This is a genomic window from Paenibacillus sp. FSL W8-0186 (genome assembly GCF_037969765.1).
Classification (GTDB): Bacteria; Bacillota; Bacilli; order Paenibacillales; family Paenibacillaceae; genus Fontibacillus; species Fontibacillus woosongensis.
In genome coordinates this window covers 2734077-2747645 of record NZ_CP150207.1, presented here as the reverse complement: position 1 = coordinate 2747645, position 13569 = coordinate 2734077, and the positions used below count along the sequence as shown (strand labels likewise).

The 13569-nt window shown below is 47.8% G+C and carries 9 protein-coding genes; 1 reads left to right on the top strand and 8 read right to left on the bottom strand.

The window, feature by feature from the left end:
* Positions 1–681 precede the first annotated feature (681 nt).
* On the top strand, positions 682–2454 hold the full coding sequence (locus tag MKX50_RS12345; RefSeq protein ID WP_339159845.1) for a hypothetical protein: 1773 nt from the start codon (positions 682–684) through the stop codon (positions 2452–2454).
* Positions 2455–3131: 677 nt separating this feature from the next.
* On the opposite strand, the gene treR is transcribed toward MKX50_RS12345, so the two are convergent.
* From treR to MKX50_RS12305, 8 genes are all read right to left on the bottom strand, one after another.
* The gene (gene treR, locus MKX50_RS12340; protein ID WP_339159843.1) at positions 3132–3857 is read right to left on the bottom strand and encodes a trehalose operon repressor; all 726 of its coding nucleotides are present in this window, start codon (positions 3855–3857) and stop codon (positions 3132–3134) included.
* A 74-nt stretch (positions 3858–3931) separates the two neighbouring features.
* Positions 3932–5893, bottom strand: coding sequence for a PTS system trehalose-specific EIIBC component (treP, locus tag MKX50_RS12335; protein WP_339159841.1), 1962 nt, complete (start codon positions 5891–5893; stop codon positions 3932–3934).
* 56 nt (positions 5894–5949) lie between these two features.
* Positions 5950–7668: an alpha,alpha-phosphotrehalase gene (gene treC, locus MKX50_RS12330; RefSeq protein WP_339159839.1), complete on the bottom strand. Its 1719-nt coding sequence runs from the start codon at positions 7666–7668 to the stop codon at positions 5950–5952.
* Between the two features lie 274 nt (positions 7669–7942).
* The gene (locus MKX50_RS12325; protein ID WP_213588396.1) at positions 7943–9058 is read right to left on the bottom strand and encodes a DNA alkylation repair protein; all 1116 of its coding nucleotides are present in this window, start codon (positions 9056–9058) and stop codon (positions 7943–7945) included.
* A 122-nt stretch (positions 9059–9180) separates the two neighbouring features.
* Positions 9181–9897 carry a phosphocholine cytidylyltransferase family protein gene (locus tag MKX50_RS12320; RefSeq protein WP_213588397.1) on the bottom strand — a complete coding sequence of 239 codons (717 nt, stop codon included), beginning with the start codon at positions 9895–9897 and terminating at the stop codon, positions 9181–9183.
* A gap of 47 nt (positions 9898–9944) precedes the next feature.
* On the bottom strand, positions 9945–10820 hold the full coding sequence (locus MKX50_RS12315) for a hypothetical protein (RefSeq protein WP_339159836.1): 876 nt from the start codon (positions 10818–10820) through the stop codon (positions 9945–9947).
* Positions 10821–10912: 92 nt separating this feature from the next.
* The gene (locus MKX50_RS12310; protein ID WP_213588399.1) at positions 10913–11539 is read right to left on the bottom strand and encodes a DUF1796 family putative cysteine peptidase; all 627 of its coding nucleotides are present in this window, start codon (positions 11537–11539) and stop codon (positions 10913–10915) included.
* A gap of 180 nt (positions 11540–11719) precedes the next feature.
* Positions 11720–13558 (bottom strand): UbiD family decarboxylase, encoded by a 1839-nt coding sequence (locus MKX50_RS12305; RefSeq protein WP_339159833.1) that lies wholly within the window; start codon positions 13556–13558, stop codon positions 11720–11722.
* Positions 13559–13569: the final 11 nt, after the last annotated feature.

The window sequence follows — 13569 nt, the reverse complement described above, 5'->3', positions numbered from 1 at the left end:
CAAATTAACTTTCAAGGATCGTTCCGGGTATTCCGTGGCAGCCAAAACGTAGCGAACTTAAGCAATTTTAATTTTAACAATGTCACATCTTCGTTCATTTTGGTAGGCCGAGACCTTACAAACTCCGAAATCAATCAAATTCAAAGCTCGGGTAGACCGCCTCAAGACGTACTCGTTATTAGACAATAACACCGTAAAAGGGTGCCTTATGGCACCCTTCCTTTATATGTCTCGGTCCCTCTAATCACATTTTCCGGTAAAACAGCAAATTAGCGAAAAATCATTTAATTTACATTAATTGGTCGTCAGGCATAGAAACAGTGACACTGTACTAAATCAGTACAAGCAAATCGCAACTTTACTCCTAAGTAGTTAGCCTCAAAATTCTACATAATTATACAAATTGTGATTCGTTATTAAAATACCCTGGACATGAAGTAGTTCCTTTTATACCTTTCCTGCGGCAGCTCGCTTTATGCAACCCGTCCCGTAAGAACATGGGCTCATATATTTTTTTGATATCAATGCTATAATAACCCCGTTCACTTTTAGAGAGAGATCAATTTCTTAGAGAGGAATGGAGGGTAAACCATGAATGTGAAAGGTTGCCAAAAGCTTGTCGTTCTTCTGGTTGCCTTGCTTCTATTGGGATTTCAATCCCCGGTTTACGGAGAAAAATCTATGATGAAAGCAACTTGGATATGGCAAACGGATATGATTATGGACGGCGGAGAGCAAATTCTTCGTTTTTCGCGGAATGAAGGCATTAATCTGATCTACCTGCAGATCAATCGACAAATGCCGAAAGAAACCTACGAAGCTTTCGTTAAGCGCGCGCATGAGGCGCAAATCGCGGTTCATGCTTTGGGGGGCGATCCAAGATGGGCTCTTGTGGAATATCGCGACGATATGCTTGGCCTTGCTGATTGGGTGATGGACTATAACGGTTCCGTAACGCCTGAAGGCCGCTTCGATGGCGTCCATCTTGATATCGAGCCTTATGTCCTTGACCAGTGGGAAAGCGGGCCCGATGAGATCATCTCATCCTGGGAAAGCAATCTAAAGGCATTTCTTAGCAAGTTATCGGGATCAGGCCTAGAGCGCGGGATAGATATCCCTTTTTGGTTTGACCACTTCACCCTGGAGAATGGCACCAGTCTAAACGAGTGGCTGATAAGTACGTTTGACCATGTGACAATCATGGCATATCGCAACCAGGTCGATTCGGAGAACGGCATCATCAGCCTCTCCCAGGATGAGCTCGAGCTTGCCAGCAAGCTGGGGAAGAAACTGCTCATTGCGGTCAACACCAAAGAAATGCCCCAGCAAGCCTACACCACCTTTCACGGTCACAGCAAAGAACAAATGGAGCAGACTTTGCAGCTATTGTCCTCTTCGTTAAGTTCCCATACATCCTTCGCAGGGCTTGCCATCCATGATATGCGCAACTGGAAGAACATCTATCAAGATAGTTCGGAAGATGACACGGTACCTGATGGAGAAGAGCCTTCGAAACCGGTTCCTGATCCAACGCCAGATCCGGACCCAGGTCAAGAGCCTGAGCCTGAGCCTGAACCAGAACCGCAACCGGAACCCGGTACGGAGCCTGAGCCTGAACCCATCGACGTTGTGCCTGATGCGCAGCCTGTTCAGCGCGATGAAGTCGTCAGAGGCACCTACATTTGGGAGTCCGGCGAAGTTATCCGGAACAGCCAAGATATTCTGGAATTTGCCATGGAAAAACAACTGAACTGGTTATATGTGCGATTGGATCTTCAGCAGCCGTTCAGCGCCTACTCATCATTTATAAAACAAGCGGCTGCAGCCGGAATTGAAGTGCATGCCCTGGGAGGAACACCGACATGGGCTATGGAATATGAACTACCTAGAATGATGAGGCTCGTCAACTACGTTAAAGATTATAACCGCGCCGTAGAGCCTGATGAGCGTTTTCATGGAATCCATTTGGATATCGAGCCTTATGTGCTGCCTGAGTGGAGGATGGATCCGCAGCAGATTATTTCCGAATGGACCTCGAACCTGGATGCGTTTGTCACAGAACTGAGGAAGGATTCCAACCTCGAGGCCAGCATGGATTTAGCCGTATGGCTGGACAAGTACAAGGTTACCGGCGAGGACATATCCCTCAGCAAATGGATGATTGACCGTATGGATCATGTCGCTCTGATGGCTTTCCGGGACTCGGCCGAAGGCTCCAACGGCATTGTGGATGTGACCAAAGAAGAGATTGCATTCGCAGAGGAGCTGGGCAAGCCGATCTATATCTCCGTCGAAATCAAAGCCAGCCATGAAGGCAATCATATTACCTTTTTTGAAGAGGGTGCAGCCTACATGGAGGAAGAACTCGCGAAACTGAAGGGGTTATTGAAGCATACGTCTTTCAAAGGTACGCTGGTTCATGCTTATACTTATTGGAAGAACGCCAAACCATAAAATAGGCTGGAACCTGAGACCATAGAAGATTATTTTCCTGATATCTGAAAAAATAGAGTCTGTTCAGTTAGTCCCAAAAACAAAAAGTTGGATGTAAACACAACCTGTTTATCATCCAACTTTTTTGTACTGAGCTTTTTGAGCGGGATAGCAGCAAGGCGTAAGCCTACCACCTTCAGTAAATTGTGGGCTGTAGCGACAATTCCAAATCCAAACCCGTTGTATATAGATAGTTTTCCTCTGCCACAGCAATTTTAATAGTTGGAACTTATTTAATGGATTTATAGTAGTTAATTTCTGCGGCGACGAACGGAAAGTGAGTTTAAGTGTATTTCATGTCGTTAGAAGAAGGAAGAAGGCGGTCATGGGCGAGATTCTTGAATATAGGTGCATAAAATCCATTTAATTCCCTGAACTATGCGCTGATAGGATAATTAGATACATGCATTCCATTTAGTGTTCGAACATAGCTTAGTGTACGATTTAGCATAGTTTACGACATAGCTTAGTGCATAGCACCTTAGTAATCGAAAGCAATATAAGACGAGCTAAAGAATGGAATGCAAGTAAACGAGTCAACGAATTCCGCTGAAACGGATAGCTTTCTGAAAGAAAAGGGGCGCCCCTCAGTCATCTATGATGACCTCTGTGGCAGCCCCTTCTGATCTCAACACTATTTAGTTCTCCCTCGATATTCTTCTTGCGAAATCAACGAACTGAAACTTGTCCAGCCGATGCCGGGACTCCGTATACTGAAAGAGCGTCGTATCCTCCAGGTGCACATATCCCCGGACGACAACCACATGCTTGTCCTCTCCTAAGTCCATGCAGCGATAATCTTGCTCAGTAGCCTGTTCTACAGAAATCACTTTCTCGGCATAGCTGATTTTCAACTGTAGCTCCTGCTCCAAATAATGATATATCGAATCAGCCGCGATATCCTCTGTCAAATGCGGAACGACCTCAGCAAGCAGATAATCGATATCCAGAATAATGCGTTCGCCGTCGATTTCCCTGGCGCGAATTACTTTCCACACCGGCTCTTCCGGTTCAATTTGCAGTTCCTTGGCAATCGTGTCCCCGGCAGGAACGCGTTCGGTTGTATAGACCAGGGTCCGGCTTGGTTTGCCGAGCCGCTCGGACAACTCTTTATAGCTGACTAGCCCCGATATCGGAAACTTGAGCCGTCCCGTAGCCAGAACGAAAGAGCCCTTCCCTTTTACTTTGTTGATGTACCCATTCTGTGCCAGCAGGTTCAAGCCCTTGCGCACGGTCTCTCTCGAGGCCCCGTAGGTCGCAGCCAGCTCATTCTCTGAAGGGAGCTTACTCCCTGGCGGCAGCGTACCGTCATCGATTCGTTCAGCGTAATCCTTATAGAGGCTCATAAAAATATTGTTCTTCATCACCTGATCACCTACATCATTGTATCATGATTTGTGGCAATGTCGTTACAGCCCCGCTCCTAGAGCACGAATTTTTATCTGAGCGTAACCTGCAGCACTGTCGTATCGCTGTGAACCGCTGGTCCTTCATATTCCTTCACCTGTTCGATGACGTCCTGTCCGTCCGGCACGATCACCGGTGTAATGACTGGAAGTCCAGCCTGCTCAATCCGCTCCATGTCGAATTCAAGCAGCAGCTGACCCTTGGTAATTGAAGCCCCTGTCTCCACGTGAGCGGTAAAGCCCTCGCCTTTCAAGGAAACCGTGTTGATACCGACATGAATCAAAATCTGAATACCGTTCGTATCTGTTAAAATCAATGCATGCTTGCTCTTGATCAGGTGCGCAACCGTACCGTCAAACGGAGCAAAAACCTTGCCCTCCGATGGAACGATAGCAATGCCTTGTCCCATCTGCTTCTCCGCGAAAGCAGGGTCAGGAACTTCGGACAAAGAAACAATTTCCCCGCTTAACGGCGCCGCGATATCAATGGGAAGCTTGCCCGAATTAGCTTGTACTTCAGATTGTGGTTGAACCGCCTCTTTCTTAGGTTCTTCCGCTTCAGCGTTGACCGCCAAGCCTGTTTTAGACATGCGATACTTGCCATACAAGAGCGTTCCCGCAAAGGGAACCACAAGCACAATAGCCATTCCCAGGAAGAAGATGCCCCATTGGTTCGGGAAAATCGACAGGAAGCCAGGAATGCCGCCGACCCCGATCGAAGACGCTAGAACATTATTAATGGCTAAAATCACGCCCGCGATCCCGGAACCGATCATTCCGAAAATAAAAGGATATCTGTGGCGCACATTCACGCCGAAGATAGCCGGCTCAGTAACTCCCAAGAAGGCGGAAATTGATGATGTTACGGCCAGCCCTTTGGCTTTCTGCTCTCTGGCAACGAACATCATAGCAAGCGCCGCAGCGCCCTGCGCGATATTCGCCAAAGCCAGCATCGGCCACAGGAAGGTTCCGCCTTGGCTGCCGATGAGCTGAATATCGACGGCTAGGAAGGTATGGTGCATTCCCGTGATGACCAGCAAGGAGTACAATCCTCCATAAATCAATCCGCCAAGCGCGGCAAAAGAATCAAAAATGCTGACCAGCCCTGACGTGAGTACGTTACCGATTGCAAACGTGATCGGCCCTACAACGATAAACGCAAGGAATCCGGTCACCAGCAAGGCTACGGGTGCTACGACAAGCAGCTTGATCGAATCATGCACGTGTTTGTTCAGGAAGCTCTCGATTTTCGCTAAAAGATACGCGGAGACCAGGACTGGAAGCACCTGCCCTTGATAACCGATTTTCTCGACATCAAGACCAAAGAGATTCCAGACCGGCACCGTGCCTGCAAGTTTGGCATCGGCATATTGATAAGCGCTCATCAGATCGGGATTGACCAGAATCAGGCCAAGCACGATCCCCAGCAGCGGGCTTCCGCCAAATTGCCGGACCGCGGACCATCCAATCAATACCGGCAGGAAGGCGAAGGCTGTGCTTGCAATCAGGTTGATGATCGAAGCAACGTCTGCCCACTGCGGGTGTACTTCAATGAGTGACTGGCCTGCATAGAAAATGTCCGGTCCCGTCAGTATGTTGTTAATGCCGAGCAGCAAACCCGCCATTACGATCGCAGGCAATATTGGAATGAAAATATCGGCCAGCGTCTTGATCGCCCGCTGAAGCGGATTTTGCTTCTTGCTGGCGAGTGTTTTAACGTCATCTTTGCTCGCTCTTGCTCCCCCGGTAATTTTCAGCATCTCATCATAGACCTGATCGACCAGACCCGGTCCGATTACGACCTGGAATTGGCCCTGGGTCGAGAACTGCCCTTTGACGAGATCATTTTCATCCAATGCCTTGGAATCAACCTTGCTTTCATCCACAAGGGCAAATCTCAATCGGGTCACGCAATGCGTAGCCGCTTCGATATTGTCTTTACCGCCAACGGCTTGGATGATGCGTTCCACATTTTTGCGATCTATGTTCGCCATCGTCATCTGCTCCTGACTTTATAAGAGTGAGTGGTAATTCATGGTGTTAAATATTTTTAATTAATCGTGTTAACAATCCACATGTAGGATCCATACGGCGGCAGCTTGATGGAAGCTGCAAGGTCCGGCGTATCCTTCGTATTCCCCAGTAGTAGCTCCTTAGAATGCGCAGCGGAGAGATTCGCTGTGAACCTGCCTGGCAGCTCAAACTGTACCTCTTCACGGCTGAAGTTCGAAATAACTACCAGTATCTGCTCCGCGTTCTTTCTTGCATAAGCATAAACGCGGGGATGCCCTTCATCAAGGCGCTCATACGTCCCGTCTGTTAAAACCGGAAGTTTCTTGCGCAGCTCGATTAACCGCCGGTAGTGATGATAGATCGATTCCGGGTCTTCCACCTGCGACTTCGCGTTAATCAGCGGATAACGCTCATCGATCTTAATCCACGGCGTACCGGTCGTAAACCCGGCCTGATCGCTATCGTCCCACAGCATAGGCAGCCGCGAATTGTCTCTGGAGCGAACCCTTACGATATGGGCGGCCTCATCAGGAGTCTTACCCCTCTGCATTAGGATCTCATACATATTAAGTGATTCGATGTCGCGAAATTCGGAAATGTCGTTCCATTTCGGGTCTGGCATGCCGATTTCCTCGCCTTGATACACATAAGGCGTGCCTTGCAGGCCATGAAGTGTGGTCGCAAGCAGCTTGGCGCTTTCTTCCCGGTATTCGCCGTCATCCGTAAATCGGGTTAACGCCCGCGGCTGGTCATGATTGTTCCAGAATAGCGCATTCCAGCCTCCGCCCTGCTGCATGCCGACTTGCCAATCGGAGAGCAGCTGCTTAAGTTCCTCGAAATCATACGGTTTGAGCTCCCATTTTTGTCCATTCGGGTAATCAACCTTCAAATGATGGAAATTGAACGTCATCGAGAACTCATGTTCATTCGGGTTTGAATAACGGATACAATGCTCCATCGTTGTGGAAGACATTTCTCCCACCGTAACCAAATTATAAGGCGCGAACACTTTGGCGTTCAGCTCTTTCACATACTCATGAACGCGCGGCCCATCGGTATAAAATCTCCGCCCGTCTCCTGGAGGCACCGATCCGTCATCCATGGGAAAGCTTTGCTCCTTGGAAATAAGGTTAATAACATCCATGCGGAATCCGCTTACGCCTTTTTTCGCCCAGAAGGTGAGCAGATCGACGACCTCCTGTCTAACCTTGTCGTTCTCCCAATTCAGATCCGCTTGGGTCTTATCGAATAGAGTAAGGAAATACTGACCCGTCCCCTCATCGTATTGCCATGCCGAACCGCCAAATTTAGACTGCCAGTTGTTCGGCGGACCTCCATCCGCAGCCGGGTCTCTCCAAATATAGTAATCGCGATATGGGTTGTTGCGAGAGGTTTTCGCTTCCTTGAACCAGCGATGCTCCGTGGACGAATGATTCACCACGATGTCGATCATTAGATGCATGTCTCTTCGTTTCAGCTCCCTAACGAGCTCGTCAAAATCCTCCATCGTCCCGAATGCGGGATCAATATTGTAATAATCCGCTACGTCGTAACCGTTATCATTTTGCGGAGATACATACACCGGCTGCAGCCATACAATGTCGATGCCTAAGCCCTTTATATAATCAAGCTTCTCCGTAACCCCGCGGATATCGCCAGTACCGCTGCCCGTCGTGTCCTTGAAGCTTTTGGGGTATACCTGATAAACCGTTGACGTTCTCCACCAGTCCCGAGGCAGGTTTCCTTTGCTTTCCATAAAGCATCCCCCTCCTTATTATCTTGTATATACAGGTTGTACGTTAAACATATTATACTTGTATATACAGGTTGTCAACCTTCTAAGTATAATTACCCTCTTCTTGCTTGCTGGACTAATATTTTATGAAAAAATCTAATAAATAAAAAAACATCTGTACCTTCCCCCCTTATTGATAAAAATCAATCCTTTGACAGGGAATGTAAGATGTTTAATGCGGCCAGCAAATGGGCATCATTGATGTTCATTGTATAATCTAGTTATTCGGTTGCGCCTAGTTCTGGGATATCACTTCAATAGTTTCAGACGCTACCTCTTGCCCATTAACCAATAGAACGATCCGGTGCTCGCCTGGGTAATGGCGGCGGGTCGTCAAATCCTTCCAGCTATGCTTCCGTGAACCTGTATACCGTGCTCCGCCAGGCAAAGTTCGGTCTGTTAACCGAAATAGCTTGCGCGATGTCTGTCCGTTTGCCTTCACAAAATCGATGCCATATTCGATTCGAACCCGGACGGGATCCCCTTCGCGAAAACGAAGCTCATAGCCAAACACACTGTTATCGCCGATCGCAACTAAGGCTTTGTCTACGGATAATACAGCATTAGACACTAGCGGCACCATCCCCGGTGCCGACGTATCCGTATACCCGAACAGCTCCATGATTTCAGGATCGGCTTTACGGATCAAGTTGCGGCACGCATGCCTCACGATCCAGTCCGTGTCCGGATGTTCGCCAAACCATTCGCGGGATAACTGGATCACCACGGATGGATGATCCTTCGTAATATCATTCAAGTTGTTGGCCACGCTTTTTCGCACATATAATGACGGATCAGCCTTCAGCCCTTCCAGCAAGGGAAGCAGCAGCGCAGGGTCGCGTTTAAACATCGGCAATGCTTGTCCCCAAGGCAAACGCGGCCGGCAGCCCTCGCTGGCAAGACGGCGTACATGCTCGTTATCATGCTTCGACCAAGTCATCATTTGCTGCATCATCTGCTCCGGATCTCGCAGCAGGAACGGCCGTACTGCAAATTCTGCGGTTGATTTGGACGTAAAACGCTCCAAAGCCTGCATCGAAAGCTCCCAATGCTCGTCGGCCTGACCGTGTACCTCCACAAAATCGGGAAAGAACAAATACGGGAACCCCACACACTGCTCATCTATTTGATAAAGAACCTTGATCGCCTCTTCATAATCGCCGGGAAGACAGTGTCCCAGCGTGGAGCTGATTTTTCGTATTCTGGCTTTTAGCTCCAGTTCGCCCCATGGCTCAGCCAATACTTCCGCGATAAATGAAGTTTCGTCAAATGCGCTGTAGGCTCGCTTCACCTTCTTAGCAAATTCGCTTAGAAAATCTTTGTTATACATTAACTTTAACGGCTCGGCCATCCTATATATCCTCCCTGTCTAAATACAAGTTCCTCCAACCATATTAAAGCAACAGCTCTACCAATGGCTACTATAAATATGGGTACAAAAAAAAAGACCAGATTAAAAATCTGCTCTTCTTTTTAATCATTAGCGATGTTCATGGCTTCTTTCAAATCGTCGAAGGTATTCACATTTACCCAGCCTATGCCATCTGTAGACCATGGACGCAGTTTGATTTGATCCAGGGCGTCATTTATGGCATAGGGCCACCAGACGTTTACAAGGCCCATGTCTAAATAAGTCGCGATCCGCTCGAAAATAAAAGCTGTATTGGAAGAGGATATTTTGGAAATACCGACGATTTCGCCCTTGCTTTCTTCTACAGAGAGCTCTTTGCTTATTTTAGTTATATAACCTTCACGATTCACTCTAACCTTCATAGCTCTTGAAGGAATTTCTTTCGTATCATCCACCATGAGAATATCGAACGGCGCTTGAACCGCTCTTAGCAGCAGTTGCGGCTTACAATATATATCCGAGCAAATACACAACATCTCTTCATTGCCGACGAATTCCTCTGCTAATGAAAAAGAGTAAATGTTGTCTTTTACTGAATATTGATCATTATATATAAACTGCAGCCGCACTGTAGGAAATCTTCGCTTCAAAAAAGTCTCAAGCACTTCGTGCTGGTAACCTGTTATTATCGCTATTTCCGAGAGCTGGATGTCTACTAGCCCTTGAATAATGTTTTCAATCAAAGTTTGATTGCCTACCGTGATCATCGTCTTGGGGATATGGTTCGTTAACGGTTTTAGCCGGGAGCCCATTCCCGCAGCAAGTATGATCACCTTCATGGCTGTCCTCCTCTTCATGTTAGGTCCATCCACTTTATAGCATCGGTTTATAGCTTTGCTATTTTCTGAAGAACCTGTGCCGTGACTTCTCCGGATTTTCCTCTTAGCCTTTGAGGGAGAATCTGCCTCATGAATTGCTGGGTTTTGCCATCAATTCCTTGAATCAAAGCGAGATCTATCAGTTCAATCATATGGTCGAAGTTATATGCATGGTAGCCGATTTTCTCACTATAAATTTTTGCAGGAATGGAGTTTGGCCAATCACTCATGACTTTGTCCTTGACAAGCCAATCAGGAAAGATGACGGGTTTTCCCAAGGACCAGGCTTCATAAACAATGCTGCTGGTGTCCGAAATCACTACGTCTGCTGACACAAGCTCTTCCATGGTTGGTTTAGGATGAACCTGATCATAGGGGTGCAAGGAAACGCCGAAATGAAGATGTGAAGGAAAGCTGTGAAGAAATTCCTTGAATGCAGGATAAGAAGAACAGGATTTAGAATGGGTTGGTGCATACAATACGGTTTGCTTGGTTGATTCGGCTGGCGGCTGGATAGTGAATAAAGGATCTAGTTTAGGATAACCTACGATAAACAATTTACTTCTAGGCACTCCGTCGTGAACCAGTTGGTTTACCCATATCGGCCCGGGAACAAAGACATAATCATGAAAGCCGACTTGCTCCCCTGTACGGATCTGTTTGTCTGCAATCCCATGAAACATACTGACATTGATGCCGCAGTGCGCAACCTCGCTCCTGTACTCCTGTTCATTAAAGAAATGAACGTTTACCGCGTCCTTCAACGCCCGGCGATCCGAAACCAGACTATCTGGCAGGTACTTTCGGATCGGCTCAACGATACTTGTTATGATACGGGTGTAGCTTTCGCTTTCAACGGTAATAAAGTTTATCGGTCTGGGCAATTTCTATCTCTCCCTGTTCCTTGCTCCTATCTGTACGAGTAGTTAGTTCATCATATTTGTAGAACATGCCTTTTGCTTGGGCAAACCGCCTGTTACTTAGGAATTAATGACACCCCACGAAAGGCATCGTTCCAATACGAATCACGAAAAAATTCATCATCGACATCGAGATTTACGTCTACGCTGCAAATGCCGTCATCCATCCAATGATGCTCAACGAGTCTGCCTTCCCTCGTATAATTAATTATTAATAGATGCGTCTTGCCTTTGACCAAAGAAGCCAGGCTATCTCTCAAACGCACCGCATCCTCATAGCTGCAGCGCTCGCGGACAAACAAAGCCGAATCTGCCTGGGCAGCTAAGCTGATGAAGCGGCTGATGCGTCTGTCCAATTTGTTTTTAAATTCAGAATAATTCGCAATCGTCTGATTACCGTCAGAGCATGGAAAGTCGTGAAAGGAATGCGCTTTGTATTCCGTGTCCTGAACCGAAAAATATCCATTATGGCTGCCTAGGATCTTTAGATTCTGTTCCTCCATATATCCCTGAAAACGATTGTCCAGCAGACGAATTAAATCTCTTGCCTCATGGATAATCACCCAGTCGACAGGTCCTGAAAAGCTTCTAAGTGCTAGTCTCTTCAATTGGTATGCCACCATGCAATTATAACCAAGGCTCATAACAAGATCATATGGGCGTTGCAGTTCAGACAGTCTCATCCTCATAACCTCCCCGTAGTTCCAACTCTATATATAGTATTCACATCTCTTACTAGGAACTAGATATTAGGAAGGGGGCAAACAAATATTTTCTAAGAGTAGAGTAATGACTAGTCCCTTCTGTCCAAAAAAACAGCTCCCGTCTCTGAAAGAGACGGGAGCTCATTAACTATCTCAATTCTATCCTATCTTGATCCCACCTAAACTAGCACCTTTAACAAACAAGCGCTCAATGTTCTTCTCCACCGCCGGGTCGGGAATGAGCGGCGGCGCTTGATGTGGCTTGCTGCGGGCATCGATAATGACGTTGTCACAAGCCCAATGCTTGTTGTCGTAATAGCTGTTTACTCCGTAAATATCATGAGACGGATTGCTGCGCGTGAAGGTCACCCAGAGAAAATTGCTCAGAGATGCGCTCAGAAACTCGCTGTCGTCGCATAGAATAATCATTGGGCAGGAAGGGAATTCTCCTTTTGCCGCGATCGCCTTGCTGAGCTCATCCATCTCCTTATTCGCGCTCGCGTAATCTCTAAACGCTGGTCCCTCCATGGCGACGATGCCCGGCAGGACGAAACGGACGTTTTCATAGCCGCGAATGTCCTTCAGCCCGTCAGGAACCTCCGTACAGAGCTCCCTTTTCTTCTCCCCATATGCTGCAAAAACAACCTTGCTCCCGGTGTTCAGTCCTGTACCGGAATAATCAAGTGTATCGATTGTCGTGTTCGTATGAAAATGGATATCCCGATGCAGGTCGATACGCTCTAGAATATAGCTCAAGAATTCGACTTCGCGATAAGTGCTTAGCGGCTGCTTATCTTCGGCGGTAATAAACAAATATTTCGCCAAGCTCAATTGGTTCGTTCCTAGAATATGATTGGCAATTGTCAACAGCTCGGCCGGCTGCTTGACCTCCTGGTACGGCGTATATCGCTCGCTGCCGATCGCGAACAGGAGCGGATGCACGCCTGCAGCGTCAACCGCCTGTACCTCTTTCACGCCCGGAACCTCCAGCTTGACGGCATCACCGGTCAGCTCGTGGATCAGCTCACCAAACGCCGTATCCTCCTGCGGAGGACGTCCGACAACCGTAAACGGCCAGATAGCATTCGGTTTCGCGTATACTTTGTGTACCTTCATGACGGGGAAAGGATGAACCAAGCTATAGTAGCCCAGATGATCACCAAAAGGTCCCTCCGGCTTTGTCTCTCCGGGATGAATTTCACCCGTAATGACGAAATCAGCGTCATGGCTGATGCAATAGCCGTCAACATAACTATAGCGAAAACGCCGCCCGGAGAGCATTCCCGCAATCGTCAGCTCGCTCATTCCCTCCGGCAGCGGCATGACGGCAGCCAGGGAATGCGCTGGATGACCGCCGACAAAGCAGCTTACCTTCAGCGGCTTACCTAGCTTGTTGGCCTTGTCCTGGTGAATGCCGATTCCGCGATGGATTTGATAGTGCATACCGACTTCTCTGTTGATCTCATAGTCGTTGCCGCTAAGCTGCACACGGTACATGCCCAGATTGGAATTCATAATTCCCGGCTTGTCCGGATCCTCTGTGTACACTTGCGGAAGCGTAATGAACGCTCCTCCGTCCATCGGCCAATGATGGATTTGCGGCAAATCCGAAATTTGTATTTCCTGCATGCCGGACGGCAGCCCCCCTGGTTTCTTGACAGGCAGCGCAGTCAGGGCGGCTAAACTGGAACTCATGCTTTGAAGCGGCTTCTTCAAGGCTTTCATCGGATCATTGCGCAAAGCGATGACGTTCTCTGCCGCCTGCCACGTATTGCGAAAAATAAACTTGCTCCGCTCGATCGTACCGAAAAGATTGGAGACAGCCCGATATTTCGTGCCCTTGATGTTCTCAAACAAAAGTGCCGGTCCTCCGGCTTCATAAACGCGCAAATGAATAGCGGCCATTTCCAGATAAGGGTCCACTTCCTCACGGATACGAACCAGATGCCCATGTCTCTCCAAATCAACGACGCATTCTTCCAAATTGCGATACTTCATATGTATACTCC

Excerpts from the sequence above, each read along its gene's own strand:
- MKX50_RS12345 (WP_339159845.1), top strand. The coding sequence starts at position 682 with ATGATGAAAGCAACTTGGATATGGCAAACGGATATGATTATGGACGGC.
- treR (WP_339159843.1), bottom strand. The coding sequence starts at position 3,857 with ATGAAGAACAATATTTTTATGAGCCTCTATAAGGATTACGCTGAACGA.
- treP (WP_339159841.1), bottom strand. The coding sequence starts at position 5,893 with ATGGCGAACATAGATCGCAAAAATGTGGAACGCATCATCCAAGCCGTT.
- treC (WP_339159839.1), bottom strand. The coding sequence starts at position 7,668 with ATGGAAAGCAAAGGAAACCTGCCTCGGGACTGGTGGAGAACGTCAACG.
- MKX50_RS12325 (WP_213588396.1), bottom strand. The coding sequence starts at position 9,058 with ATGGCCGAGCCGTTAAAGTTAATGTATAACAAAGATTTTCTAAGCGAA.
- MKX50_RS12320 (WP_213588397.1), bottom strand. The coding sequence starts at position 9,897 with ATGAAGGTGATCATACTTGCTGCGGGAATGGGCTCCCGGCTAAAACCG.
- MKX50_RS12310 (WP_213588399.1), bottom strand. The coding sequence starts at position 11,539 with ATGAGACTGTCTGAACTGCAACGCCCATATGATCTTGTTATGAGCCTT.
- MKX50_RS12305 (WP_339159833.1), bottom strand. The coding sequence starts at position 13,558 with ATGAAGTATCGCAATTTGGAAGAATGCGTCGTTGATTTGGAGAGACAT.